A 24,276-nucleotide genomic window follows, 5' to 3' on the forward strand; every position below is an offset into this window, starting at 1 on the left:
CTGAACCGTTGCAACGCCTCGATGTAACGGAATGGATTCCTGGGTCTGCGCGCGTCGCTTCGCTCCTTGCTCCGCCCGTGGATGACGAAGGCGTGCGATGCCCGATTCTTCAACGGAGCGGCCTTCCCTGGAGCACTCCTCTCCGGCCGCCTCCAGAAGAAATCCTAATCCGCGTCGGCCACCATCTGCCCGCCGCCCAGCCAGGCGCGCCACTGGCGCTCGTCGCCATGGAAGACGTTGAGGTCGATGCGGCCGCTGACGCCATGCGACAGGCCGGAGCCCGAATACTGCCAGAACAGCCACCTGCGGCCAGGATAAACCTTCGTCGGATGCGCCGCCACCGCGCGCAGCCAGAACGGATAATCCTGGAAGGCGCCGCGCAGGTTGTCGCGATAGAAGTCGGGGCTGGTGTAGATGATGGGCCGCTGGCCGTAATGGCGCTCCAGCTTGTCCATGAACACCTGCATTTTTTCCAGCACCTTTTCGCGCGATGGCCGGCGCTTGCAGGAGGAATCGCCGTTCCACTCGACGTCGATGACCGGCGGCAGCGCGCCGTCGACTTTCGGCACGTTGCGGATGAACCAGTCGGCCTGCTCGCCGGCGGTGCGGCACCAGTAGAAGAAATGATAGGCGCCGCGCTTCAGCCCGGCGGCATCGGCGTTGCGCCAATTCTTCATGAACATCGGGTCGAGATGGTCGCCGCCGTCGGTCGCCTTGATATAAGCGAAGTTGGCGCCCTGGGCGCGCAGCTTCTGCCAGTTGATGTTGCCCTGCCAGCGCGACACGTCGACGCCGTGGACGGCCAGATGGCGCGGCGAGGAGCGGCCGAAATTGATCGGCTTGGCGTCGCGGAACGCGTAACGGGTGACCGGACCGGCGAGCATAGCAGGCGCCGCGCGCGACAGCCGCTTCGGCGGCGAGACGAGCGCTGCCTCCTGCACCGGCGGCTCGACGCTGTCCGGCAATTCGGTCGCGGGAAAATTCACCGTCTCCTCCTCGGCAAGGCCGAAGGGGCGAGTGTCCTCGTCGTCAGGGCTCGCGTTACCCTCGTCGAGCAACGGCGCCGGCGGCTTGATGCGCGCGGCGCCCGACATCGACGCGGTCTCGACGGTTCTTTCGGTGACGGCGGTCCTTACGCCCTTCGACACCGGCGCGCTCGGCCGCACGACCGAGCTCGTCGTCTCGTTGGACGGCATCTGCAAGGCATCGACGCCCGACGTGGACGAGCAGCCGGCAAGGCATAGCGATGCGAGCACGAAACTGACGACGCCAAAAATCCGCATCTTGACCTGTACGCAAAACAAAACAGACCGAAGGCAGGGACAGCGCCGCCGGAACCCCCATTCCTAATGAGAAATTACCAACAAAGTTTGAATCAAAATTTACTTTTGGCGCGAGCGGATGATTCGGAGTGGCGCCGAAGCGGTTCTCGGCTAGCGCCTGAACACGCCGATCATCGGTCCGAGATTCCAGAAATCGTCGTTGCGGCCGATCGCGGGCGCATAGAGGCTCGAGATCGAGCCGTCGAGGAAGAGCGCGTTCGGGCAGCCGAGCTGGTCGCGGAAAAGCCGCGCGAATTCGTGAAAGGTCACGACATCGTCCGAGATCGCGAAGACCGCGACCCCGTCGGCGCGCACGCCCACGCCGTCGCGGATCTTGCGCGAGGTGCCGTCGTAACGGAATTTCGGATGCAGCTTGCCGTCGATGACCAGCATCGGCCCGGACTGCGTCGCGTAATCCACGCGCGGCGGACGCTTGAGGTAATCCTTGGTCGCGCGAACGCCGGCCTTGCCGGCGCTGAGATAGAAGATGCCGTTGGGCTGCATGGAGAAATTGCCGGACCCCGATCCGGTCTTCGCCGACGTGATCTGCTCGCCGCGTTCGACATAGAGCCCGACCGGCGCGAGGTTCGGATGATACATGCCCGCATTGATGCCGAAAAGCAGGGTGCGCCCGGTCGCTTGCTGCGCGCTGCGCAGATTGTGCAGCGACCGGTAGAAATCGCCGTCCTTGTTCTTCCAGAACAGCTCGATGGAAAAATGCTCCGGATCGGCTTCGCAGACCAGATAGGCCGCGTTCTCGAAGGTCTGGTCGCGGCAGGGCGGCAGCGCCGCCAGCCATTGGCCAAGGCCCATGCCGGCACCGATTGCCGCCGGCGCCGCCGATTTCACCAGCGTCGCCAGCAACGGCACGGATTGCAGCAGAGTCACAAGATCCATCAGCGCACCCGAGCGTCGGCGTCGATACAGCGGATTGGGTCGAGACCTCTAATGCATGTCGCGCAAAAGTGGCCTCGGTTTTGCGACAACGACATGCATCAAGCAACGACCTAAAGCGTCGCGTGAATCCGTTTCGACGCGACGCGCTTTAGACAAGCCAGCCAGTGGCGATCCCGATCAGCAGCACCACGCCGAGCAGGCCGCGATAGATGACGAACGGCCAGGCGGAGAAGCGCTCGAGCACCCGCATCAGCCCCCATATCGCGAAGAAGGCCGAGATCGAGGCGACGACAAGGCCGACGGCCAGGATCGACCAGCCATGCGCGTCGAGATGCACCTTGTGCAGTTCATAGAGCTCCTTGAGGCCGGCCAGCGCGATGGCCGGCAAGCCGAGCAGGAACGACAGGCGCGCCGCCTCCGGCCGGGCAAAGCCCAGCCCCATCGCCGCCGTCAGCGTCGAGCCCGAGCGCGAGACGCCGGGAATGAGCGCGCCGACCTGGGCGATGCCCACCAGCAGCGCGTCGAGGATCGATGCCTGGCGCAGCACGAGCTTGTGGCTGGCGAAGATTTCGGCGAGCGCCAAAAGGATCGCCATGGCGATGCAGGCCCAGCCGATGACGGCGAGCCCGCGCAAGGGCGAATTGCAGGCGTTGAGCACGCCGGAAAGCGCAAGGCCCGCAATGACGATCGGAACGGTCGCAAGCACGATGCTGATCGCGAGGCGGAAATAGCGGTCGCCGAAATCGCGGCGCGAGATCGCCGACAGCGATCCGAACAGCACGTCCCTGACATCGCTCCAGAAATAGCTGATCACCGCCGCCAGCGCCGCCAGCTGCATGGCGGCGGAGAAGGCCGAGCCGGGGTCCTGCCAGCCCAGCACGGCCGGCACGATGCGCATGTGCGCCGTGGATGAGATCGGCAGCAATTCGGTGATGCCTTGCACGATGCCGAGGAACGCCACCTTGGCGTAACCCAGGCCGACAAAGCCGGTATCCAGTCCTTGCGTGCAGACGTCGGTCATCCCGGTCCTTTCCCCGTGCCCCGGCCGTCATCGGGGGGCAAAAAGTGAATCGTCATCGAAAGCCCATCGGGGACAGGCTTAGCCTCACAATAGCGTGATTCCAACTCACGGATTTGTAAGGTGCCGCTAATCCTGCTTGACAACAGGCGACATCATATTATTCTCCGCTAATCTTACACTGTAAGGCAAATCGGAGGAGCATCCCATGTCGACCGCCGCCCTCTCGGAACTGCAGCCAGTCGTGCCGCAAACGCACGTCCCGGACATCGCGATCGAGGCGGTGTCGCGCGATTTCAGCCGTGCCATCGAACGCGCCGAAGTTGCTGCCTGGCTCGACCTTTACGAGGCGGCGCCCGCGGATTTCGCGGCACGGCAAGGCTTGTCGATCGCCAAGGACGGCGACCTTGTCTGGACCACCTGCACGACGATCCCTTTCATCCATTTCAACTGCGTGAAGAATATCGGCGTCGATGGCCCGGCGACGGAAGAACAGGTCGATGCGCTGCTCGCGCACTACCGCGCGGCCGGCATCATGCGACCGTGGTTCTATACCAATCCGCACACCGAGCCGTCGCGGCTGAGATGCTGGCTGGAAGCGCGCGGGATGCAGCAGCAAAGCGGCTGGGAGCGCATCTATCGCGACGCGACGCCGCTGCCGGACGAACCGCTTTTCCCGGGCGACCCGCTGATCCCGGTCGACGATCTGGCGATCGAGGAGGTCACACCCAAGACAGCTTCGGAATGGGCTTCTTTCATCGATGCCAAATACAGGCTTCCCACCTCGCCCTGGCTCACGGCGCTTGTCGGTCGTAAGGGCTGGCGTCATTACATGCTGAAACGCAAGGGCGCGGTCGCCGCCGTGCGCTCGCTGTTCATTTCAAACAGCACGGCCTGGAGCGGCATCGACGCCCCGGTGCCGGGAATCATGGCACCGAGCTTCGATCTTGATGCCATGCTCGGCGAAAGGCTGGTTCGCGACGGCATCGCCGCCGGCGCGAAACTGTTTGTCGCCGACATCGAGGCGCCGCGCCCCGACCGCGATGGACCGGCCTATCGCAACTACGACCGGCTCGGCTTCAGGCTCGCTTATTTGCGCAGCCACTACAGTTACTTACCCGCGAATTCGAGCTGACCATTTCGGCGGAGTTGCCTCAACGGTACAACCACTGCTTCAGGCAGCTTCTTGCCACAACATGCGCTGGCGGCACCGAAGCCTGGTCGATGCGAGAATCCTCGCCCGCCCTGTCGCGAGCCTTTTCCAGAAGCAGGCGAAGCTCGGCGGGGCGCACGCGGTCGCGCGCCATCACGAGCTGGACCATCGGGTCGTTCAAAAGCTCGTCCAGGGTGTTGATGCTCTCGCTCATCCGTCGCCTCCTCGATGCCTTCCCGCATGGCGCTTAGATAGGCAGCCAATGATGGCCCGCCAATGACGCTTTGCCGGCTATCTCGTGAATCCAAGATGAAATTTTTGTGCAGGCCTGCGTCGCAATGACTCAGGCCGGCGGCGCGCCTTCATGTTGCGGCAGGCCATCGTCAAGCATCAGCCAGGGCTGCTTCGAAGCCGTCCAGAAATGCATGTCGGGCTTGAACAGCGACGGATCGTCGAGCGAGCCGGACGTGACGCCGAGAATGCCCCTGGAGTCGCGGCGCGAAAACATCGTCGTGCCGCACACCGGACAGAAGCCGCGCTGGAGGTCGGGCGTGGAATTGATCGTCGCCACCAGCCCTTCGACGGTCACATCGTCGATGCGGAACAGAAGCCGCGCGTTGAAGGCGGCGCCGATCGCCTTCTGGCAGATCCGGCAATGGCAAACCCGTTCGTTGACCGGCTCGGCATCGGCCCGATACCGCACCGCGCCGCACAAGCAACCGCCCTCATACTTCGCCATGATAAGTATCCTGTTCGCGAGTATCGGAACGCTCTAGCCGCCGGCATGGCGGCGTCAATCAAAAAGCTTTGATGGGACGCGATCGCTAACGGTGATAGGCCAGTCCCGGACGAGAGATCAATGGCGCTTGGCCTGGACGAGATAGGCATCGATCGTGGTCTCGCCCAGCCATTTGGCGGCTTCGAGCCGGTGCAGCCCCTCGACCAGGACGTGACGCTTGCCGTCGTGCCGCACCTGGATCGGCGTCTTCATACCGTTTTCGAGAATATCCTCGGCGAGATGGCGCACGGTTTCGGGGTGCAGCGTCTTGCGGCGCGCCGTCGGCACGTAGATGTCGTCGACCTTGACCTTTTGCACACGCAGCATGTCGGCTCCCCGTGGGAAATCTTGCGCCAGGGTCTGTCGAGATTCAGGTCAGGCCGAGCCGGGAAAGGCGGTTCCCGAGAACCGGAGCGGAGCGTACTTGAAGTACCTGAGCACCGGAAGCGCAGGAAATTGCCATTTGCAGGCCGGCCTCACCTGAGTATCGATGGACCCTAGGATGAGATAGTCCGTTTGCCGGACATCGCCAAGCGCAAGTGCGGACTGGCCCGATGCTTTCCATTTGACGCTTGGCCGGCCGATGGTCTCAATGACGGCCTCGTGATCTCAGGTGTTCCTTGACGCAACTGCCCACCGAATTCCCCGATTTCGGGCTGACGCCCGAGCAGCGCCGCGAGGCGGTGCGCGGCCATTACTACGAATGGCCGGGCATGGATGGCTCGAGCGGCGAGATCTGGTGCTACAGCGGCCGCTTTTCCTATCGCCCGGGCGAAACGGTGACGTTGCATGTGAGTTCGACGGCGCCGCAATTCGGCATGGTCATCGTCCGCGATGGCGGCAGCGAGACCAAGGTCTTCGAGAAGACAGGCCTGTCGGCGCGCTGGCAGGACACGCCCGACCAATGCTCGGTCCAAGGCTGCGGCTGGGAGGCGTCGTTCGAATTCCGTGTCGGCGACGATTGGCCGTCAGGCGCCTATCGCGTGACGCTCTCGGCCGAGGGCCGTGGCGGCAAGCCGATCCACAGCCATCATCTCTTCATCGTCACACCCCTGCCCGGACGCAAGCCCGGCCGCCTGCTGCAGGTCGCCGCCACCGGCACGTGGCTCGCCTACAACACATGGGGCGGCTCGAACCACTATCAGGGCATCACCGGCCCGAACCGCGACCAATACGCGACGATGGTGTCGACGCAGCGTCCCTGGTGCCGCGGCTTCGTCGTGCTGCCCAAGGATGCGCCGCGCGTGCCGCTCGAAGTCGCGGTGCCGCCGAAGACCGTGCCGCGTTACCCGCATATGGAATGGGCTTTCGCCACCGGACATTCGAAGAAATACGCCTCGTCCGGCTGGGCGAGCTATGACAGCCATTTCTTCCGCTTCGCCGAGCGCGCCGGCTATGCGGTCGACCTCGCCAGCCAGCACGAATTGCATTTCTCGCCCGAAATCCTCGATGGCTATGACTGCGTCGTCTTCGTCGGCCATGACGAATACTGGACCTGGGAGATGCGAGACGCGGTCGACAACTACGTCGAGCGCGGGGGCCATGCGGCGCGCTTCGCCGGCAATTTCATGTGGCAGACGCGGCTGGAGGACGAAGGCCGCCGCCAGGTTTGCTATAAATACAAGGCGCGCGCGCAAGATCCCGCCTATCGCGGCGGCGATGTCACCCGCGCCACCAATTCCTGGGAAGCGCCCGAGATCGGCCGTCCGGGCAGCGCCACCTTCGGCCTCAATGCGACGCGGGGCGTCTATGCCGGCTGGGGCGGCTGCGCGCCGCGCGGAGTGCGCGGCTTTCCGATCTACCGGCCGGAGCACTGGGCCTTCGCCGGCACCGGCATCTATTATGGCGACCTGCTCGGCGCCGACAGCCATGTCTATGGCTATGAAGTCGACGGTCTCGATTTCGAGATCCGCGGCGGCCTGCCCTACCCGACTGAAACCAGCGGCGCGCCGGATGGCTTGCAGGTGCTGGCTGTCGGCATGGCGAGCCAGGTCGAGGAGAGCGCCGACATCCCGATCGAGGACCAGTTCCTCACCGACGAGGATGGGCGCTTCACCGCCGAAACCTTGTTCGGCGAGGCCAGCGACGCCAATCTCGACAAGGTCAAGCGCGGCAACGGCATGATCGTCAATTTCCCGCGCGGCAAGGGCGAGGTGTTTCACGCCGGAAGCTGCGAATGGGTCGCCGGCCTGCTAAGGCAGGACGCGATGGTCGAACGCGTGACCAAAAATGTTCTCGACCGCTATCTCGGAAAGTCCTGACATGTCGAAGTTGCAAGCCAAGTCCTCGCCCGAAATCGAAACCCGGCCGCCATCGAATCTGTTCTATCTGTCCAGTCTGCGCCGGCCGCTCGTCGATCGCGCCGAGGGCATCTATTTCTGGACGCAGGATGGGCGCCGCTTCATCGACGGCTCGAGCGGGCCGATGGTCGCCAATATCGGTCATTCCAACCGCAACGTGCTCGACGCTATGAAGCGGCAGATGGACAAGACCACCTTTGCCTACCGGCTGCATTTCGAGAACGAGCCGGCCGAGGACCTGGCACGGGAACTGGCCGGAAAGCTTCCCGAAGGCATGGACCGCATCTTCTTCGTTTCCGGCGGCTCGGAAGCGACCGAATCCTGCATCAAGCTCGCCCGGCAATGGGCGGTCGCCACCGGCCAGCCGAAGCGCTGGAAGGTGATCACCCGCTTCCCGTCCTATCATGGCGGCACGCTGGGCTCGCTTTCCATCACCGGCGACGACGCGCTCGCCGAGACCTTCACGCCGATGATGCGGGTCATGCCCACCGTGCCGGCGCCGACCGCCTGGCGCGACCGCGACAACCTGACGATGGAACAGCGCGGCATCCGCTACGCCGACATGCTGGAGGAGAAGATTCTCGCCGAAGGCCCGGAAAGCGTTTTGGCCTTCATCATGGAGCCGATCGGCGGTGCCGCAACCGCTGCCCTGGTCGCGCCCGACAGCTATTATCCGCGCATCCGCGAAATCTGCGACCGCTACGGCATCCTTCTGATCCATGACGAGGTGATGAGCGGCGCCGGCAGGACAGGCAAGTTCCTCGGCGGCGACCACTGGAACTGCAGGCCCGACATCGTCGCACTCTCGAAGGGACTGGGCTCGGGCTACGCGCCGCTCGGCGCTCTGGCAGCACCCATGCGCCTGGTCGAGCCGCTGCTTGCCTCGGGCGGCTTCCAGCATGGGCACACCTATGCCGGCAATCCGCTCGCCTGCGCCGCCGGCCTCGCCGTGCTTGGCGAGATGGACCGGCTCGATCTCATCGCCAACGCCGCCGCCATGGGTGACGTGCTGATGGCGGAGTTGAAGGGCTTGCAAAAGCGCTTCCCCTTCATCGCCGACGTGCGCGGCAAGGGCCTGCTCACCGGCGCCGAAATGGTCGCCGATCCGGAGACGCTGAAGCCGATCGATCCGGCCAGCAAGGCGACGCAGCGCCTGCTCGACCACGCCTATGCGCGCGGCCTCATCATCTATGGCCGTAAGGTCAAGGGCGGTATCGACGGCGACAATTTCATGGTGGCGCCGCCGATGATCATTACAGCCGAGCAGATCGGCGAGATGATTTCCATCATCGGCGACTCGCTGGAGGCGCTGGCGGAGGAACTCGACCTGCCGGTGGAAGGCTGAGAAGGTGTCTTGATGCCGGCATCAGTCACCCTCCGCCCCGGCCGCATCGAAGATGTCGAAACCATCCATGCCGCCCTGCTGCGCCTCGGCAGCCATATCGGCGCGCATCAGGAAATCACCTCGAAGCCGGACGACCTGCGCCGCTATGGCTTCGGCGCAAGCCCCGCCTTCTCGACCATGATCGCCGAGATAGACGGCGAATTCGCCGGGCTTTGCCTGCATTTCCCGATCTTCTCGACCTGGATGGGCCGGCCGGGCGTCTATGTGCAGGACCTTTACGTCGAGGATCGTTTTCGCGGGCGCCGGGTCGGCGAAAGACTGCTGCGCCGCGTCGCGAAAGAGTGCCGCGTGGCGGGCGGGGTCTATCTGAGGCTGTCCGTCGATACCGACAACGAGACCGCCAGGGCCTTCTACGAAAGACTGGGCATCGGCTGGTCGAGCTACGAGCAGGTGCAGAAGATCGTCGGCGACGCCTTTTTCGCCTTTGCCGATATGCCGGAGGAATGACGATGAAAACCTTCTACGCCGAAGAGCAGAAACGCCACGATCCCAAGGCTTTCCTCTCCAGCGGCGCGCCGCAGCCCAACCCGGAAAAGCCGGAACGGGTCGAGAGATTATTAGCCGGCGCAATATCTGCCGGGTTGACGGTCGAACGTCCAGGGAATCATGGGCTTGGCCCGATAGCGGCGGTGCATACGCCCGAATATCTCGACTTCCTCGAGCACATTTTTGCGCGCTGGCAGCGCATCGAAGGCGCCTCAGCGGAAGTCATCCCGAACATCCACCCGATCGCCCGCGACGGCTCCTATCCGGCCTCGGCTGTCGGCCAGGCCGGCTACCACATGGCCGACACCGCCTGCCCGATCTCGGCCGAGACCTGGAACAGCGCGCTGTGGAGCGGCTGGAGCGCGGTGGAGGCCGCTGAAGCGGTGATGGCCGGAGCACGGTCGGCCTATGCGCTGTGCCGTCCGCCGGGCCATCACGCCTTCGCCGAAGTCGCCGGCGGCTTCTGCTTCATCAACAATTCGGCCGTGGCCGCACAGGTGCTGCGCAAGAGCGCCGCCCGCGTCGCCATCCTCGATGTCGACCTGCACCACGGCAACGGCACGCAAGGCATCTTCTACGCCCGCCCCGACGTGCTGACCGTCTCGCTGCACGCCGATCCGGTGCGCTTCTACCCGTTCTTCTGGGGGCATGCCGACGAGCGCGGCGAAGGCCCCGGCCTCGGCTACAATCTCAACCTGCCGCTGCCGCGCAAATCCGGCGATGCGGCCTTTCTCGAAGCGCTGGTGATAGCATTCCAGCGCATCCGCGCCTTCGCGCCGGAAGCGCTGGTCGTCGCACTCGGCCTCGACGCATTCGAGGGCGATCCGTTCGGCGGCCTGTCGGTGACGACGCCGGGCTTCTCGCGCATCGGCGAAGCGATAGCCGGACTTGGCCTGCCGACGGTCATCGTCCAGGAAGGCGGCTATCTCTGCGACGCGCTTGGCGACAACCTCACCGCTTTCCTGACCGGCTTCGGCGACAAGCAGGGTTAGACAGCCTTAGGAATGCTGTTGCCGCAGCATCGCGATCACGCGGTGCACGCTTTCCAGCGTCTCTTCGATCTCGGCCGCCGTGTTGTAATGCGCGATGCCGATGCGCACGACGCCCTGCTCGGCGGGTATGCCGAGCTGGTGGACGACCTCCCACGCATAGTTGTGGCCTGACCACAGGAAGATGTTTTCGGTATTCATCTGCCGCACGATCGTTTCCGGCTCGATGCCTTCGACGGTGAAGGAAATGGTCGGCACCCGCTCGGTAAGCCGTTCCGGATCGGTGATGCCATGGATGATCAGGCCTTCGATATCGGACAGGCCTTCGATCAGTTGCCGGGCCAGCGTGTTCTCGTAAGTTATCGACACCTCGAACGCCTTGACGATCCGCTGCCGCCGCGAGCCGTCCTCGCCGGCGGCAGCGCCGAGATCTGCAAAATAGTCGATTGCCGCCGTCAGCCCGGCCATCAGCTCGATCTGCGGCGTGCCAAGCTCGAACCGCTCGGGCAGGACGTTCGAAGAGCAGCGGCATTTGTAGGGCTCGAGGCCGTCGAGGACGTCGCGGCGGCCCCACAATATGCCCATATGCGGCCCGAAGAATTTATAGGCCGAGCAGATCAGGAAATCGCAGCCGAGTTCCTGCACGTCGATCAGCCCGTGCGGAGCGAACTGCACGGCATCGACATAGACCAGCGCGCCGGCCTGCCTGGCGATCGCCGTCAGCGCTTTCACGCGATTGATCGAGCCGGTGAGGTTCGAGGCATAGTTCAACGCGACAAGGCGCGTTTTGTCCGAAAGCAGCGCCTTGAGTGCCGCCTCCTCCACCTGCCAGCTCCGCTCGTCGAACGGCAGGAAGCGCACGACCAAGCCGAGATCCTCGGCGAGTTGCAGCCATGGCGAAATATTGCCCTCGTGGTCCATGCGCGTGACGACGATCTCGTCGCCGGCCTTCATCGTGCGGCCGAGCGTGCGCGACATGTGGTAGGTCAGCGTCGTCATGTTGGCGCCGATGACGATCTCCTCGGCGCTCGCGGCATTGAGGAAATCGGCCATCGCCGCATGCGCCTCGTCGACCACTTGCTGCGCCGCGAGCGTCGTTGCGAAGAAACCGCCGAGATTGGCATTGGTCGACAGCAGGCAGCGCGACACCGCCTCCGCCACCGCCAGCGGCACCTGTGTGCCGGCGGGATTGTCGAGATAGATGCGCCGGCGCCCGTCATCGGCCAGCGAAAGCGCCGGAAATCTGCCGCGCACGGCCTCGATCGGAAACTCTGCCATCGTGTCCATCCCCTTGTTTTTTAACGATTCCCGATCACGGGCACGGATTGCCAACACGCTGATGGATGGCGTCGACCGCCTTCTGCATCTCTTCCGTCCAGCTGACGTCGGCCGAGGACAGCGCCATATCGAGCTGCGCGATCGTGGTCGCGCCGACGATGTTCGCGGTCACGAAGGGCCGGCTCGCCACATAGGCGTTGGCGAAAAGTGCTGGCTCCATGCTGAAGGAGCGCGCCAGCTCGGTGTATTCCAGCAGCACTTCCGCCGCATTCGGCGTCTCGTAGCGCTGGCCGCGATTGAAGAGCTGCGAGCGCGAGCCCTGCGGTCGCGCGCCATGATTGTATTTGCCGGTGAGATAGCCCTGTGCAAGCGGCGAATAGGGAAGAAACGCGATCTCCTCGCGCTCGCAGACCTCGGCAAGGTTCACCTCGAAGGTGCGGTTGACGAGACTGTAAGCGTTCTGCAGCGAGGCGACGCGCGGACCGGTCCCCTTTTCGGCTTCGAAGACGAAGCGCATGACGCCCCAGGAGCTTTCGTTCGAGAGGCCGAGATGGCGTATCTTGCCCGCCCTCACCAGTTCCTCGAAGACGGAGAGCGTTTCGGCAATCGGCGTCTCGTCTCCCGGAGCGCCTGCCGCATCCGCGCGCCGCGCCACTGCTCCAACGCGCGTCGGATTCGAGCCCCACGGAATGTCTCGGTCCGGCCAGTGGATCTGATAGAGGTCGATATAGTCGGTGCCGAGCTTGGCCAGCGATTTCTCGACCGCGTCGAAAATGTCGGCGCGCACCAGCTTCGACGGACGATTGCCCCGGAACCACGCGTTGGCCGTACGGCCGACCACCTTCGAGGCGAGGATGACCTTGTCGCGGTTGCCGTTGGCCTTCATCCAGCTACCGATGGTCTTCTCGGTTCGCCCTTGCGTCTCCGCCTTGGGCGGGATCGGGTAAAGCTCGGCCGTGTCGATGAAATTCACCCCGCGCGAGAACGCCAGATCCATCTGCGCATGACCTTCGGCCTCGCTGTTCTGCTGGCCCCACGTCATCGAACCGAGACAGATTTGCGAAACAAGGAGATCGGTCCGACCGAGGCGGCGTTTATGCATGGAATGTCTCCGGCGGGAGTTTTTGCGCGAGCTGCGCGGGGAGGAAGTTCAAGCATAAAGCAAAGGCCGGAGTTTCTCCAAGCCCGCTGTCTTCGACTTTTGAGTGAATTGCGCGGCTAGCGGCGCGCTCCGGCCAGCGCCCGCCGCTTGGCCTCGTCGATCAGCATATTAGCCACCTGCATGCGGATCATGGCGCGCTGGCGCAGATGCGGCGCGACCCGGTCCGGATGGTTGGCGAAGGCGAAGTTACGGCGGATGCGGCCGAGATCGGCGTTCTTGGCGGGACGGTCGAGGCCGAGCTCGCCGGCAATCGCTTCGGGATCGATCGGCGGCAGCTTTTCCTCCGGCCGGTGCTCTTCGCCGGCAAGAGCCAGTTTCGCCTGGTCGAGAAGTGCCGCGAACTCGGCCGCAAGGTCGGCGCCTTGCTCGCGATATTCGGCGGCGACGCTCTCGCCGGCGACCTTGATGCGGCCGGAATGCAGTTCATCGGCCACGGACAGATAGTCGAACGGGATAGACGGCCGGGCGCCCTCGTCCTCGCCTTTCTCCGAGGCGACGATCAGGTCGTCGAGCAACGAAGCGAAATCGAGCTTGTTCCCGGTGCCGATCTCAACCTCCCTGTCGTGACGGCATGCATTGATGCCGCCGAACATAGGAGCCTCTCGTTAAAAATGAATGCTGGCGATACTAACAATTGCCGCTTTTCCGCCCGGCAAGACGACATCGGAAAATAAAAAGCCGGACTGCTCTTCGTGCAGTCCGGCAAGATCGCCAGGAGTGGCGAGGAAAAGCCAGCCATGTGCCGGCACGAGTGCGTACGGTCGAGCCCACCGAAAAGTTTCACGGAAAATCGATTGTGGCGGAAAAAATTCCGTGCGGCATGGCAGCCATGCAATTGCTGCACTGCACAATTTTAACAAATCACCTATATCGTGATGTCGGGAGGACCAACAGGGGCAACTGAGTCATGGGGTTCTTCACTGAAATGTTCGCTCGGCCACGGCCGCAGGAACACCAGCGTTACCGCTCGGCGCTCGCGCTTCTGAACGCGATGAGCAATGCGGACCGCGCCGATATCGGCATCAAGCCGGCGGATTTTCCGCGCATCGCGCGCGAGATGTCGATCCGCTGAGCTGAACAAAAGAGGTTTCCCAGGACGCCTGGGAAACCTCCAAGCCATTCAAAGGTCAGCGATTTCCGAGGAAAGTTTGCTTGCCGAGCGGCACGCCATTGTGGCGCAGGATGTCGTAGGCGGTTGTGACATGAAAATAGAAATTCGGCGTCGCCACATGCAGCAGATACTGCAGGCCGGGTAGCGTGGCTTCGCGCCCGCCGAGCCTTAGTTCGACCGTCCTGTCTTCCGATCCTTCCAGATCGGCCGCCGCGAATGTCGCAAGATGATCGAGCGTCTTGGCGATCCGGGCCTGCAGTTCGGCAAAGCTCGCTTCATTGTCCTCGTATTTCGGCACCTCGCGGCCGGCCAGCCGCGACGGCGCGCCCTTGGCATGGTCGGTGGCGATCTGGACCTGCCTGGTCAGCGCGAACATGTCGGGCGCCAGCCGCGCGGTGAGGAACACCTGCGGATCGATCTTGCGTTCGCCGGCATTCTGCTCCGCCGCCGTCAAGACGCTGGCCAGCGCTTTCAGCCTGGCCGAAAACACGCCCACCGATATGTCGTACATGGAAATGGTCACGGGGTATCTCCCACGCGGCCCCAGCGCCGCGGGCCGTGAACTAGCGCCTCCCGCCACGATTCTTCAAGCGGCCCTGCCCATGGCGTCACCGCGCCGCCGCAATCGCCGTGGTAGTATTTTCGTTACCGAGCGGAGGATTCGATGAAAAGAGCCACTTTCGCAGCGATTGTCTTTTTCTCACTGGCCGGCTTCACGCATTCCGCGCCCGCGGCGGATGCGCCCTATATCGATGACCGGTCAAGCGCCGATGCGGTCGTCCGCTCGCTTTATAGCGCCATCAACCGTCACGAATTCGCCCGCGCCTGGGGTTATTTCGGCGATACAAAGCCGGCAAAGGACTTCGATGCCTTCGTCAAGGGTTACGACGGCACCGGCAGCGTCGAAGTCAAGACTGGCGCCGTCTCGGAGGACGGCGCTGCCGGCAGCATCTATTACAGCGTCCCGGTCGCCATCCAGGCGACCGACAAGAAAGGCGACGCCAAGGTTTTCGCCGGCTGCTACACGGTCCGCCAGGTCAACGCGCAGATCCAGGAACCGCCTTTTCAGCCGATCTTCATCGACAAGGGCGCCCTGAAACCCTCGACCGAGGATTTCAACAGCGCCGTGCCGGCTAGCTGCGGCGACGGTCCGCCGCCGCCGAAGAAGGACGAAGCGCTGGAGCAGGCCAAGAAGGCCTTCCTCGCCACCTATGGCGACCAGTGCGACAAGCAAGATCCGGACGGCAAGCCGATCGGCGAGCCCGAGGCTCATTCGATCCATTACAGGGACAAGGACGCCCAGCCCAACGACCCGGAGCGCGAGACGCGGCTGTTCCGCTTCTTCTGCTCGATGGCCGCCTACAACGAGACGGCGGTCTACTACGTCGCCGACGACGTCAACGGCGTCTCACAGTTGCAGTTCACCGAGCCGGAGCTCGACATCCGCTACGAGAACAACAACAGCGAGGGCAAGGTCGAATCGATCCACATCATCGGGTTCAAGACCAGCGGCTGGGCGACCAACTCGGACTATGACGACAACACAAAAACCATCACCACATCCGACAAATGGCGTGGTGTGGGGGATGCCTCATCATCGGGAACCTACCTGTTTCGCAACGGCGATTTCTCGCTCGTCCAGTATGACGTCGATGCATCCTATGACGGCGAGCAAAATCCGCAGACCGTCATCGATTACAACACGGCGCCTTGAGCCTCGCGGAAGAGTCAGGGCGCTTTCGTCAGCATCCAGTTGAGCGTGCCGCGCCAGTCGACCATGCGGATCGGCGTGCCGTGCGTGCCGGTCTCGAAGCGCACGAAGCGGGTCGGATAAGACTTCTTGGCGAGGATTGAGCGGAAGAAGGCTTCCTGCTTCTCCACCGGGAAGACCACGTCATGGCTGCCCTGGCCGAAGAACACCGGCACGCGGCGCTTGAAGGCGGGGCTGGTGAGGAAACTGTCGTCCCATAGCGAACCGAGCAGCAGCAGGCCGTTGACGCGGCTGCCCGTATCCTTGCGCGCGGCGAGCTTCCAGCAGATCATGCCGCCCATCGAGCCGCAGGCGACGAAGATTTTCGCGCCCGGCGATTGCTCCGCATAGCGATCGATCAACGCCGCGACCTGCGCCGCGCCCTTGTCGCCGAAATCGGGGAAATCGGGCGAAAGATAGAGACCGTTGTTGGCGGCCATCAGGTTCTTGATGCGGTTGAAATTGCCGCCGAAGGTGAAGTCGTCGACGCCTTGCTTGCGGCTGCCGCCCTGTCCGTGCAGGTAGAGCACGATGATGGAAGCGCCTTGCGTCCTGCCGACCGCGACATGCCTGATATCGCCGGCGTCGGTCTTCAGCATCAGGTCCTGCTGCACCTTGCGCACCCCGGGGTCGGTATATTGCGCACGCACGCGCCTTTCCGGCACCTCGTCGCGCTGGTTGATGTCGCGCATTTCGCGATAGTCGAGGACGGTGTAGGCGCCGTTGTCGCTCGTCGACAGCGTCGCCGGATTAGCGAAGAGGTCGTCCTTGAACGATTTCAGCGAAAGCGTTTGCCCCTCGGCGGCCGAAACGGAAAGCGCCGTCGCGGCGATCAGGGCGAAGAAAAGTCGGAAACGGAAAGCCATGCCGAGAGCCATGCGAAATTCGGCTCCGCTTTGTCAATCCTGCAGAACGCCGCCCGCCCCTTCCAGCGCCTCGCGCGTGTCGACGTCGATCGAGGCGCCCTGCCCGATCTCGACATCGATGACGTCGAGACCCTCGGCTTCGACCAGATGCCGCGCCCCGGTATCGCCCTCGAGTTGCGCGACGGCCGCGAAAAGCGATCGCGGCAAAAGCACCGGATTGCCGCGCTTGCCCTGATGTGAGGCGCGGACCACGGCGTGACCGCCGGCGCGGCGAAACGCATCGATCAGGCTATCGAGGTCCGTCGACGAAACGCCGGGCATATCGCCAAGCACGATCATGGCGCCGGCCGCATCGGTCGCGACCTTCGCGATGCCTGTCTTCAACGACGAGGCAAGGCCGTCGACGAAATCGGGATTGTCCACGAATGTTACGCTGAGACCGCCAAGCACCGAACGCACGCGGTCGCGCTGATGGCCGGTGACGACGATGGTGCCGGCGGCCTTCGAGCCCAGCGCACGCCCGGCGGTGCGGCGCACCAGTGGCTCGCCGTCGAACAGCGCCAGAAGCTTGTTCGGCCCGCCCATGCGGCTCGAACGGCCGGCGGCCAGCAGCACGATATCGACTTTCAGCGCCGACCTTGCCGGCTGCGGCGCCGGTTCGCGTGGCTGCGGCCTGGTCGGGATTTCCATCAAAAGCCCGCCGACGCCCATGCCGGCAATATCGCCTGCCGTCACCTCGAGTCCGGCAACCAGGCGATCGAGCACCCAGTCGAAGCCATTCTCCTTCGGGCTGCGCGCGCATCCCGGCGCGCCGACGACGCGCTTGCCGTCGAGCGTTCCCAATACAAGCAGATTGCCGGGATCGACCGGCATGCCCGCGCGGACGACTGTACCGCCTGCGCGCTCGATCGCGGCCGGCACGACATCGGCGAAGTCGCTCATCGCCGATGCCCCGAAGATCACCACCATGTCGTTGTCGCGCGCCAGCTGGGTTGCGACCGCCGCGACGGGCGCAATCTCGTGCGGCGTGCGCCGTTCGGCCGTCAGCCGGCCGCCGGAACGCGCCAGCCGCGCCTCGGTGACGCGCAGCGTCTTGTCGAGCACGCTCGGCTTGACGCCGGGAAGCACCGTCTGGATGACGCCGACGGTGATGGGGCGATAGGCGTTGACGGCAAAGATCTCGCGGCCGGCGCAGATCCTTGCCACGTTGTCCACTAGGCTTGCGCCGACGGCAAAGGGGATGATCTTCACAGTCGCCACCATCTGGCCCTTCTCGACCGGCGCATGCTGCGCCAGCGTCGCGATGGTGATGGCCGGGTCGACGGCATTGATGGCGTCGATCATTCCGGCGTCGACGGTAAAGACGCCTGCGGCTCCCGCATGCAAATTCACCCGCCCGGTCGCGGCCGGCTTGACCTCGATGTTGCGGTGGCTCATGGCGGCCGCGATCGTCGCGGCGGCGGCATCCTCGCCGAGATCGTCCTCGGCAAGAACCGCCGCGACGACTTCACCGATGCCCGCGGCTTTGAGCGCCGCGATGTCCTCACCGCTCAGCCGGTGCGCCTTGCGGAACCGTTTTTCACCGGCAGCGGTCGCATGCGCCAGCACCGCCCCTTCCGCCTCGTCGATCGGAACCGGTCCGAATTTCACGCCACGGCGCCTTTCGCTTCGAGACCGCGCGAGCGGAAGGCGTGGATGGTCTGCGCAAGGACGGCGACGGCGATCTCGGCCGGACTGGCAGCACCGATATCGAGGCCGATCGGCGCGTGGATGCGGGCGATCTGGTCGGCGCCGGCGCCGAGCGCCAGCAGGCGTTCGACACGCTTGGCGTGGGTCTTGCGGCTGCCGAGCGCCCCGACATAGAAGCACCGCGCGTCGAGCGCCGCCTTCAGCGCGAAATCGTCGATCTTCGGATCGTGGGTGACGGCGGCGAGCGCCGTATAGCTGTCGAGCGGCGCGCGCTTCAGCACATCCTGCGGCCATTCGGCATGCAGCGCGACGTCGGGAAAGCGTTCCGGGGTGGCGAAGGCGGTGCGCGGATCGATGATCTCGACGGGATAGCCGGCGATCCTTGCCATCGGCGCCAGCGCCTGGCTGATATGCACGGCGCCGATCACCACGAGACGTGGGCGCGGCAGATGCGCGTTGAGAAAGAAGGTCCGCCCTTCCGCCTCCACCGACCGCGAATTCCCGGTGCGGAACGCGTTGGCGATGGCCGCCCCGAGATCGCCCGCAACATGGTCGCCCTCGCGCACGATGCGGTCTCGGCCGTCGCCAAGGTCGGTGACAAGCACCGCGGCGCGTCGGGCGCGGCGTTCTTCGTTCAGTGTCTTTAGGACGTAGGGATCCATCTGTGATCAGCCCAGCCTTTCGACATAGACCTTGATGCGGCCGCCGCAGGAAAGGCCTACCTGCCAGGCGGTTTCGTCGGCGACGCCGAACTCCAACATCTTCGCCTTGCCCGAATCGATGACGTCGATCGCCTCGGTCACCACGGCGCCCTCGACACAACCGCCGGAGACCGAGCCATGGAAATTCCCATCGGCGTCGATGACCAGATGGCTGCCGACCGGACGCGGCGCCGACCCCCAGGTCTCGACCACGGTCGCGATGGCGACATCCTTGCCGTCCTTCATCCAGCCTTCCGCGATGATCAGGGGATCGCGGGCCTCATCGAGATAAATGCTCTCATCCATCGTCGCTTCTCACAAAGTCTGTTTTTCAAGGAAAACGTTAGTTTCCCTCTCACGAACATATGGCTACGCGGCCTGCCTCCCGCCAGTTCGCAGCCAGCGGCGCGGATCGACCGAAGCAGCCGGCCGCTGGTCGAGAGAGGCGCAAAGATCGGCCAGCGCATCGAGATTGTGCACTGCCCGGAACTCGTCGACATGCGGCAGCATCGCCTTGACGCCGCGCGCGCGCGCCTCGAACCCGCCGAAGCGCAACAGCGGATTGAGCCAGATCAGCCGCCTGCAGGATTTATGCAGCCGCTCCACCTCCTGCGAAAGGCCGGTGACGTCGTCGCGCTCCAGCCCGTCGGTGATGAGAAGCACCACCGCGCCCTGCCCGAGCACGCGCCGCGACCACAACCGGTTGAACTCGGCGAGCGTGTCGCCGATGCGGGTGCCGCCCGACCAGTCCTTCACCGCCGCCGAGCAATCGGCCAGCGCCTCGTCCGGATCGCGATGGCGCATCTGACGGGTCAGGTTGGTCAGCCGCGTGCCGAAGACGAAGGCATGCACGCGCCGGCGCTTTTCCGTCAATGCGTGCAGGAAATGCAGGAAGATGCGCGTGTACTGGCTCATCGAGCCGGAAATGTCGGCCAGCACCACCAGTGGCGGATGCACTTCGCGCGGCGACCGGAATTTTGGCAGGATAAGCTCACCGCCGGTGCGGGCGGCCGAGCGCATCATGGCGCGCGGATCGATGCGGCGCCCTTGCGCGGCGGCCTTGAAGCGCCGCGTGCGGATCAGATCGAAGGGCAGGCGCAAGCGCGCGATCGCCTTTTTGGCTTCGGCCATCTCCGCCGCATCCATCTGGGCAAAATCCTTGGCCCGCAGCACCTCGTTGCCGGAAAAGGTGAGGCGCGCATCGACTTCGATCTCCGGCACTTCGCGCACGGGCTGGTTCTTCCGATGGCCTTCGAACATCGCCTGGCTGACGCGGTTCTCGGCCGCCCGCGGCTTCTGCTTTTCGCGATCGTCAGGCGCGACAGGCGAAAACATCGCCAGCAGCTTCTCGATCAGCTCTCGCGATTTCCAGAACAGGCGGAAGGCCTCGTCGAAGACAGGATGATCCTCGTGCCGCGAGACGAGCACCGCATGCAGCGTCCAATAGAAATCGTCGCGCGAGCCGATGCCGGCGGCGAGCACCGCCTCGATGGCGTCTTTCACCGAGGCCGGGCCAACGCGCATGCCGGCCTTGCGCAAGGCGCGGGCGAAATAGACGATGTTGTCGGCGATGCGCCCATCCGCCATCGCCTCTCTGGGTTCCGAATGCGGCGACGGCATCGTGCCTACTCCGCCGCCGAAAGCTCGGCCTTCACCTCATTGAGGATGCGCCGGCCCTCGCCCTCGCCGATACGGGCGATGTCGTCCTGGTATTTCAAAAGCACGCCGATCGTGTCCGACACGGTCTCCGGATCCAGCGCCACCTTGTCGAGCTCGGTCAGCGCGCCGGCCCAATCGATGGTTTCGGCGACGCCGGGGGCCTTGAACAGCTCGACCTGGCGCAGCTTCTGGATGAAGGACACGACCTCCGCCGACAGCCGTCGGTTCGCCTGCGGCACCTTGCGGCGCACGATCTCCAGCTCGCGCTCGGCGTTCGGGTAGTCGACCCAATGATAGAGGCAGCGACGCTTCAGCGCGTCGTGGATCTCGCGCGTGCGGTTGGTTGTGATGATGACGATCGGCGGCTCTTCCGCCTTGATCGTGCCGAGCTCCGGGACAGTCACCTGGAAGTCCGACAGGATTTCGAGCAGGAACGCCTCGAACGCTTCGTCCGTACGGTCCAACTCGTCGATGAGGAACACCGGCGCCGCACCCGCCTTGCCGGTCAGCGCATCGAGCACCGGACGGCGGATCAGGTATTTCTCGGAAAAGACGTTCCGCTCCATGTCGGAGCGCACGACCTTGCCGGCCGCCTCCTCCATGCGGATCTCGATCATCTGCGCGGCATAATTCCATTCATAGACGGCCGAGGAGACGTCGAGCCCTTCATAGCATTGCAGGCGGATCAGCCGGCGGCCGAGCGCGTCGGCCAGCACCTTGGCGATCTCGGTCTTGCCGACACCCGCCTCGCCTTCGAGGAACAAGGGGCGCTTCATGCGCAGCGATAAAAACAGCACGGTCGCCAGCGAACGGTCCGCGACATAATCCGCGCCGGTCAAAAGATCGAGCGTTTCGTCGATCGATTTCGGCGCGGGGCGCGGCGCGGTCATCTTGTCTCCGTGGATCCCGCTTGCCCGTCTCAAAGAAAATGGTAGCCGCGGTTGTGGTAGATCAGCGGGCGCAAATTATCGCCGATGCGCAGGCCTGTCACCTTGCCAAAAAGCACACGGTGGGTGGCAAGGTCCTTGGCATCGATGATCTCGCAGTCGAACACGGCAAGGGCGCCTTTCAGCGTCGGCGCGCCGGTCGAGATCACATCCCACTCGGCAAGCGCGAAGCGCTCCTCCGCCGGCAAACCGGTGACGCCCGAAAAGCCGACCGAGACGGCTTCCTGGTCCGATGCGAGCGTGTTGAGCGCGAACTTGCCGTTCTTGACGAAAGCTTCGTTCTTGGCGTTCTCGCGGTTGAGGCAAACCAGCACCGTCGGCGGCGTGTCCGAAACAGAACAGGCGGCGATCACCGTCGCGCCCCTTTTGCCGCCGGGCCCGTCCGTCGTCACCACATGCACATGGCCGGCAAAATGCGCCATCGCATCGCGATAGTGCTGCGGCCCGATATCATTGATCTTCAGCACCCGATAATCCACCTGTCGGAACCAGTTCGTTATATATGGCGGCATATTGCACGCCACAAGTTGCATAGCACGGGCGAAGTGCTTGACTGCAATCCGCAAATTCGCGTGTTGCGCGGCGCTTAGCCAGCCTTTAGGTCTTTCCTGGAATAGTGTCGGAACCATACGCCCGGCACGGAGGACCTCTTCGCCCGAATGCGCCTTCTGACGACGACAATAGCCACGCTGACGACGGCGATAGCCGCGTTGTTTTGGCTGGCAGCGAACGCTGACGCCGAGACGCTGGTCGGCGTTGCCGCGCCGCTTTCCGGCCCATCGGCGATCCTCGGCAAGCAGGTCGAGGCCGGCGCCGGCCTGGCAGCCGAGGCAAACGGCATCGCGTTCAAGGCCGTCGACGATGCCTGCACCGCCGAGGGCGGCGCCGCGGCGGCACGGGAATTCGTCGACGCCAAGGCCAATGTCGTGGTCGGCTTCCTCTGCACAGAGGCGATCGAAGCCGCGCTGCCGATCCTGAAGGACGCCAACATACCGGTGATCACCGTCGGCGTGCGCACCGAAAGCCTGACCGACCGGCGCGCCAAGACCGGCTGGCCGGTCTACCGGCTCGGCCCGCGCGGCGACGATGAGCGCAACGCGGTCGCCGCCAAGCTCACCCAGCTCTGGCGCGACGACCTGTTCGCCATCGTCGACGACGGCACCATCTATGGCCGCGAGATGGCCGAGACCTTTCGCGCCGCGGCCGAGCAGGCGGCGCTGAAACCTGCCTTCGTCGACACGTTCCGGCCGCAGCTCGACAACCAGATCGGACTGGTCGGCCGGCTGAAGAAGGCCGGCGCGACAAAGGTGTTCGCCGGCGGCGACGGCGACGACATCGCCATCATGGGCCGCGACGCCGCCCAGCTCGATGCCGGCATCACCTTTGCCGGCGGCGAGAACCTGCGTACGCCGCAGGGCGATGTGCCCTACACCGTCGGCACACTGATGATCGCCCCACCGGAATGGTCGGAGGTCGCCGATCCCAACGTGGTGCAGGCTTTCGCCGCGAAGAACATCGTGCCCGACGGTTACACGCTGCCGGCCTATGCGGCGGTCGAGGTCGCCAAGGCCGCGCTGGCTGGCGCGGAAAGCTCCGGCCAGCCACTCGCCGATGCGCTGACCGGCCATGATTTCACCACCGCGATCGGCACCGTTCGCTTCGACGGCAAGGGCGACCTCAGCCAGAACCCGTTCCGCGTCTTCCGCTTCGACGGCACGCATTTCGTACCGCTGGAGGACAAGTGATGTTCCGCACCGGACCGCGCAACCTCATCACCGACGTTGCCGGCCTTCGTGTCGGCAATACAGCCGATAGCAAGTTGAAATCCGGCGTCACGGTGGTGCTGTGCGATGAACCCGCCGTGGCCGGCTTCCAGGTGCTGGGCGGCGCGCCGGGCACGCGCGAGACCGATCTGCTCGAGCCGCAGAATTCGATCGCGACGATCCATGCCGTCGTCCTGTCCGGCGGCTCCGCCTTCGGCCTCGACGCCGCCTCCGGCGTGCAGGCGGCGCTGCGCGAGAAAAACATCGGTGTCGAGGTGGGTGGCTTCCGCGTGCCGATCGTGCCGGCCGCGATCCTGTTCGACCTGCGCAATGGCGGCGACAAGGATTGGGGCCGTTATCCGCCCTATCGCGACCTCGGCTATGAGGCTGTCCAGACGGCGACAGTGGATTTCGAAATCGGCACGGCTGGCGCCGGCACCGGCGCGCTGAGCTCCGGGCTGAAAGGCGGGCTGGGCTCCGCCTCGACTGTGCTCGACAGCGGCGTCACCATTGGCGCCCTCGCCGCCGTCAACCCGACCGGCTCGGTGACGGTCGGCCGCAGCCGCCATTTTTGGGCAGCACCCTTCGAGATCGGCGACGAGTTCGGCGGCCTGGGTTATCCGGAACCCATGCCCGACGACGCCAGGAAGATCCTGCTGAAATACCGCGACAGGCGCGTCGGCGGGCATGGGGAAGCCGGCAGCACCACCATCGCCGTCATCGCCACGGACGCCGTCATGACCAAGGCCGCGGCCAAGCGGCTGGCGATCTCGGCGCATGACGGCTTCGCCCGCGCCATCTGGCCGACGCATACGCCGGCCGACGGCGATCTGGTGTTTGCGCTGGCGACCGGCACGAGCGGCATCGAACTCGGCGCCGACGCCGCGATCGACCTGTTCGCGGCGGCCGGCGCGACCATGGCGCGCGCGATCAGCCGCGGCGTATATGCCGCGACACCCGCGAACGGCGACCTGTTTCCGGTCTGGTCTTCGCGTTGACGGC

General features: G+C 64.6%; 26 protein-coding genes. 9 read left to right on the forward strand and 17 right to left on the reverse strand.

Features of this window, described 5'->3' with window-relative positions; all coding sequences use genetic code 11:
• Positions 1 to 164 precede the first annotated feature (164 nt).
• The 3 genes from FJ414_RS27265 to FJ414_RS27275 all read right to left on the reverse strand — a co-directional run bounded on the left by FJ414_RS27265 (position 165) and on the right by FJ414_RS27275 (position 3,240).
• Positions 165 to 1,283 carry a GH25 family lysozyme gene (locus tag FJ414_RS27265; RefSeq protein ID WP_140647471.1) on the reverse strand — a complete coding sequence of 373 codons (1,119 nt, stop codon included), beginning with the start codon at positions 1,281 to 1,283 and terminating at the stop codon, positions 165 to 167.
• 150 nt (positions 1,284 to 1,433) lie between these two features.
• Positions 1,434 to 2,219 carry a phosphodiester glycosidase family protein gene (locus FJ414_RS27270; protein ID WP_140647472.1) on the reverse strand — a complete coding sequence of 262 codons (786 nt, stop codon included), beginning with the start codon at positions 2,217 to 2,219 and terminating at the stop codon, positions 1,434 to 1,436.
• Between the two features lie 148 nt (positions 2,220 to 2,367).
• Complete coding sequence (locus FJ414_RS27275; protein ID WP_140647473.1) at positions 2,368 to 3,240, reverse strand: undecaprenyl-diphosphate phosphatase; 873 nt, start codon at positions 3,238 to 3,240, stop codon at positions 2,368 to 2,370.
• A 205-nt stretch (positions 3,241 to 3,445) separates the two neighbouring features.
• Here FJ414_RS27275 and FJ414_RS27280 point away from each other — a divergent pair, with 205 nt between their 5' ends.
• The gene (locus tag FJ414_RS27280; RefSeq protein ID WP_140647474.1) at positions 3,446 to 4,372 is read left to right on the forward strand and encodes a hypothetical protein; all 927 of its coding nucleotides are present in this window, start codon (positions 3,446 to 3,448) and stop codon (positions 4,370 to 4,372) included.
• 19 nt (positions 4,373 to 4,391) lie between these two features.
• Here the strand turns inward: FJ414_RS27280 and FJ414_RS27285 are convergent, their stop codons facing one another.
• The 3 genes from FJ414_RS27285 to FJ414_RS27295 all read right to left on the reverse strand — a co-directional run bounded on the left by FJ414_RS27285 (position 4,392) and on the right by FJ414_RS27295 (position 5,495).
• Positions 4,392 to 4,604 (reverse strand): hypothetical protein, encoded by a 213-nt coding sequence (locus tag FJ414_RS27285; RefSeq protein WP_140647475.1) that lies wholly within the window; start codon positions 4,602 to 4,604, stop codon positions 4,392 to 4,394.
• A 129-nt stretch (positions 4,605 to 4,733) separates the two neighbouring features.
• Entirely contained in the window at positions 4,734 to 5,129 is a 396-nt protein-coding gene (locus FJ414_RS27290; RefSeq protein WP_140647476.1) for a GFA family protein, read from the reverse strand.
• A gap of 117 nt (positions 5,130 to 5,246) precedes the next feature.
• Positions 5,247 to 5,495, reverse strand: coding sequence for a ParB N-terminal domain-containing protein (locus tag FJ414_RS27295; protein ID WP_140647477.1), 249 nt, complete (start codon positions 5,493 to 5,495; stop codon positions 5,247 to 5,249).
• Positions 5,496 to 5,788: 293 nt separating this feature from the next.
• Here FJ414_RS27295 and FJ414_RS27300 point away from each other — a divergent pair, with 293 nt between their 5' ends.
• The 4 genes from FJ414_RS27300 to FJ414_RS27315 are packed head-to-tail and all read left to right on the forward strand — an operon-like array spanning position 5,789 to position 10,351.
• Positions 5,789 to 7,429, forward strand: a complete 1,641-nt coding sequence (locus FJ414_RS27300; protein ID WP_140647478.1) for a N,N-dimethylformamidase beta subunit family domain-containing protein — start codon at positions 5,789 to 5,791, stop codon at positions 7,427 to 7,429.
• Between the two features lies 1 nt (position 7,430).
• The gene (locus FJ414_RS27305) at positions 7,431 to 8,813 is read left to right on the forward strand and encodes an aspartate aminotransferase family protein (RefSeq protein WP_140647479.1); all 1,383 of its coding nucleotides are present in this window, start codon (positions 7,431 to 7,433) and stop codon (positions 8,811 to 8,813) included.
• Between the two features lie 12 nt (positions 8,814 to 8,825).
• Complete coding sequence (locus FJ414_RS27310) at positions 8,826 to 9,320, forward strand: GNAT family N-acetyltransferase (protein WP_140647480.1); 495 nt, start codon at positions 8,826 to 8,828, stop codon at positions 9,318 to 9,320.
• A 2-nt stretch (positions 9,321 to 9,322) separates the two neighbouring features.
• Entirely contained in the window at positions 9,323 to 10,351 is a 1,029-nt protein-coding gene (locus FJ414_RS27315; protein ID WP_140647481.1) for a histone deacetylase family protein, read from the forward strand.
• Positions 10,352 to 10,357: 6 nt separating this feature from the next.
• Here the strand turns inward: FJ414_RS27315 and FJ414_RS27320 are convergent, their stop codons facing one another.
• The 3 genes from FJ414_RS27320 to FJ414_RS27330 form a co-directional block, all read right to left on the reverse strand.
• Positions 10,358 to 11,626, reverse strand: a complete 1,269-nt coding sequence (locus FJ414_RS27320; RefSeq protein WP_140647482.1) for a cysteine desulfurase-like protein — start codon at positions 11,624 to 11,626, stop codon at positions 10,358 to 10,360.
• Between the two features lie 34 nt (positions 11,627 to 11,660).
• Positions 11,661 to 12,728, reverse strand: a complete 1,068-nt coding sequence (locus tag FJ414_RS27325) for an aldo/keto reductase (RefSeq protein ID WP_140647483.1) — start codon at positions 12,726 to 12,728, stop codon at positions 11,661 to 11,663.
• 116 nt (positions 12,729 to 12,844) lie between these two features.
• The gene (locus tag FJ414_RS27330) at positions 12,845 to 13,303 is read right to left on the reverse strand and encodes a hypothetical protein (RefSeq protein ID WP_140647523.1); all 459 of its coding nucleotides are present in this window, start codon (positions 13,301 to 13,303) and stop codon (positions 12,845 to 12,847) included.
• Positions 13,304 to 13,695: 392 nt separating this feature from the next.
• Between FJ414_RS27330 and FJ414_RS27335 the strand changes: the two genes are divergently transcribed.
• Positions 13,696 to 13,860 (forward strand): DUF1127 domain-containing protein, encoded by a 165-nt coding sequence (locus tag FJ414_RS27335; RefSeq protein ID WP_095765222.1) that lies wholly within the window; start codon positions 13,696 to 13,698, stop codon positions 13,858 to 13,860.
• 55 nt (positions 13,861 to 13,915) lie between these two features.
• On the opposite strand, the gene FJ414_RS27340 is transcribed toward FJ414_RS27335, so the two are convergent.
• On the reverse strand, positions 13,916 to 14,422 hold the full coding sequence (locus FJ414_RS27340; RefSeq protein ID WP_140647484.1) for a DUF1993 family protein: 507 nt from the start codon (positions 14,420 to 14,422) through the stop codon (positions 13,916 to 13,918).
• Between the two features lie 141 nt (positions 14,423 to 14,563).
• Between FJ414_RS27340 and FJ414_RS27345 the strand changes: the two genes are divergently transcribed.
• Positions 14,564 to 15,613: a DUF1176 domain-containing protein gene (locus tag FJ414_RS27345; protein ID WP_140647485.1), complete on the forward strand. Its 1,050-nt coding sequence runs from the start codon at positions 14,564 to 14,566 to the stop codon at positions 15,611 to 15,613.
• 14 nt (positions 15,614 to 15,627) lie between these two features.
• Here FJ414_RS27345 and FJ414_RS27350 read toward each other — a convergent pair whose 3' ends face one another.
• The 7 genes from FJ414_RS27350 to FJ414_RS27380 all read right to left on the reverse strand — a co-directional run bounded on the left by FJ414_RS27350 (position 15,628) and on the right by FJ414_RS27380 (position 21,978).
• On the reverse strand, positions 15,628 to 16,515 hold the full coding sequence (locus FJ414_RS27350) for an alpha/beta fold hydrolase (protein ID WP_140647524.1): 888 nt from the start codon (positions 16,513 to 16,515) through the stop codon (positions 15,628 to 15,630).
• Positions 16,516 to 16,548: 33 nt separating this feature from the next.
• Positions 16,549 to 18,165, reverse strand: coding sequence for a molybdopterin-binding/glycosyltransferase family 2 protein (locus FJ414_RS27355; RefSeq protein WP_140647486.1), 1,617 nt, complete (start codon positions 18,163 to 18,165; stop codon positions 16,549 to 16,551).
• Positions 18,162 to 18,866, reverse strand: a complete 705-nt coding sequence (locus FJ414_RS27360) for an XdhC family protein (protein WP_140647487.1) — start codon at positions 18,864 to 18,866, stop codon at positions 18,162 to 18,164. The genes FJ414_RS27355 and FJ414_RS27360 overlap by 4 nt, the downstream gene beginning before the upstream one ends.
• A gap of 6 nt (positions 18,867 to 18,872) precedes the next feature.
• Positions 18,873 to 19,211: an XdhC family protein gene (locus FJ414_RS27365; RefSeq protein WP_140647488.1), complete on the reverse strand. Its 339-nt coding sequence runs from the start codon at positions 19,209 to 19,211 to the stop codon at positions 18,873 to 18,875.
• A 63-nt stretch (positions 19,212 to 19,274) separates the two neighbouring features.
• Positions 19,275 to 20,525 (reverse strand): VWA domain-containing protein, encoded by a 1,251-nt coding sequence (locus tag FJ414_RS27370; protein WP_140647489.1) that lies wholly within the window; start codon positions 20,523 to 20,525, stop codon positions 19,275 to 19,277.
• Between the two features lie 5 nt (positions 20,526 to 20,530).
• A complete protein-coding gene (locus tag FJ414_RS27375; protein WP_041008673.1) occupies positions 20,531 to 21,454 on the reverse strand; it encodes a MoxR family ATPase in 924 nt (307 codons plus the stop codon).
• A gap of 29 nt (positions 21,455 to 21,483) precedes the next feature.
• Positions 21,484 to 21,978: a flavin reductase gene (locus FJ414_RS27380; RefSeq protein ID WP_140647490.1), complete on the reverse strand. Its 495-nt coding sequence runs from the start codon at positions 21,976 to 21,978 to the stop codon at positions 21,484 to 21,486.
• Between the two features lie 192 nt (positions 21,979 to 22,170).
• On the opposite strand from FJ414_RS27380, the gene FJ414_RS27385 reads away from it, so the two are divergent.
• Positions 22,171 to 23,256, forward strand: coding sequence for an ABC transporter substrate-binding protein (locus FJ414_RS27385; protein ID WP_140647491.1), 1,086 nt, complete (start codon positions 22,171 to 22,173; stop codon positions 23,254 to 23,256).
• Positions 23,256 to 24,272 (forward strand): P1 family peptidase, encoded by a 1,017-nt coding sequence (locus FJ414_RS27390; RefSeq protein ID WP_140647492.1) that lies wholly within the window; start codon positions 23,256 to 23,258, stop codon positions 24,270 to 24,272. The genes FJ414_RS27385 and FJ414_RS27390 overlap by 1 nt, the downstream gene beginning before the upstream one ends.
• Positions 24,273 to 24,276 lie beyond the last annotated feature (4 nt).

Origin of the sequence: Mesorhizobium sp. B3-1-6 (assembly GCF_006439555.1) — a bacterium.
Taxonomy (GTDB): domain Bacteria; phylum Pseudomonadota; class Alphaproteobacteria; order Rhizobiales; family Rhizobiaceae; genus Mesorhizobium.

Excerpts from the sequence above, each read along its gene's own strand:
- FJ414_RS27345 (WP_140647485.1), top strand. The coding sequence starts at position 14,564 with ATGAAAAGAGCCACTTTCGCAGCGATTGTCTTTTTCTCACTGGCCGGC.
- FJ414_RS27275 (WP_140647473.1), bottom strand. The coding sequence starts at position 3,240 with ATGACCGACGTCTGCACGCAAGGACTGGATACCGGCTTTGTCGGCCTG.
- FJ414_RS27305 (WP_140647479.1), top strand. The coding sequence starts at position 7,431 with ATGTCGAAGTTGCAAGCCAAGTCCTCGCCCGAAATCGAAACCCGGCCG.
- FJ414_RS27310 (WP_140647480.1), top strand. The coding sequence starts at position 8,826 with ATGCCGGCATCAGTCACCCTCCGCCCCGGCCGCATCGAAGATGTCGAA.
- FJ414_RS27325 (WP_140647483.1), bottom strand. The coding sequence starts at position 12,728 with ATGCATAAACGCCGCCTCGGTCGGACCGATCTCCTTGTTTCGCAAATC.
- FJ414_RS27270 (WP_140647472.1), bottom strand. The coding sequence starts at position 2,219 with ATGGATCTTGTGACTCTGCTGCAATCCGTGCCGTTGCTGGCGACGCTG.
- FJ414_RS27375 (WP_041008673.1), bottom strand. The coding sequence starts at position 21,454 with ATGACCGCGCCGCGCCCCGCGCCGAAATCGATCGACGAAACGCTCGAT.
- FJ414_RS27265 (WP_140647471.1), bottom strand. The coding sequence starts at position 1,283 with ATGCGGATTTTTGGCGTCGTCAGTTTCGTGCTCGCATCGCTATGCCTT.
- FJ414_RS27365 (WP_140647488.1), bottom strand. The coding sequence starts at position 19,211 with ATGGATGAGAGCATTTATCTCGATGAGGCCCGCGATCCCCTGATCATC.
- FJ414_RS27385 (WP_140647491.1), top strand. The coding sequence starts at position 22,171 with ATGCGCCTTCTGACGACGACAATAGCCACGCTGACGACGGCGATAGCC.
- FJ414_RS27320 (WP_140647482.1), bottom strand. The coding sequence starts at position 11,626 with ATGGCAGAGTTTCCGATCGAGGCCGTGCGCGGCAGATTTCCGGCGCTT.
- FJ414_RS27370 (WP_140647489.1), bottom strand. The coding sequence starts at position 20,525 with ATGCCGTCGCCGCATTCGGAACCCAGAGAGGCGATGGCGGATGGGCGC.
- FJ414_RS27315 (WP_140647481.1), top strand. The coding sequence starts at position 9,323 with ATGAAAACCTTCTACGCCGAAGAGCAGAAACGCCACGATCCCAAGGCT.
- FJ414_RS27290 (WP_140647476.1), bottom strand. The coding sequence starts at position 5,129 with ATGGCGAAGTATGAGGGCGGTTGCTTGTGCGGCGCGGTGCGGTATCGG.
- FJ414_RS27350 (WP_140647524.1), bottom strand. The coding sequence starts at position 16,515 with ATGGCTTTCCGTTTCCGACTTTTCTTCGCCCTGATCGCCGCGACGGCG.
- FJ414_RS27280 (WP_140647474.1), top strand. The coding sequence starts at position 3,446 with ATGTCGACCGCCGCCCTCTCGGAACTGCAGCCAGTCGTGCCGCAAACG.
- FJ414_RS27295 (WP_140647477.1), bottom strand. The coding sequence starts at position 5,495 with ATGCTGCGTGTGCAAAAGGTCAAGGTCGACGACATCTACGTGCCGACG.
- FJ414_RS27390 (WP_140647492.1), top strand. The coding sequence starts at position 23,256 with ATGTTCCGCACCGGACCGCGCAACCTCATCACCGACGTTGCCGGCCTT.
- FJ414_RS27360 (WP_140647487.1), bottom strand. The coding sequence starts at position 18,866 with ATGGATCCCTACGTCCTAAAGACACTGAACGAAGAACGCCGCGCCCGA.
- FJ414_RS27335 (WP_095765222.1), top strand. The coding sequence starts at position 13,696 with ATGGGGTTCTTCACTGAAATGTTCGCTCGGCCACGGCCGCAGGAACAC.
- FJ414_RS27285 (WP_140647475.1), bottom strand. The coding sequence starts at position 4,604 with ATGAGCGAGAGCATCAACACCCTGGACGAGCTTTTGAACGACCCGATG.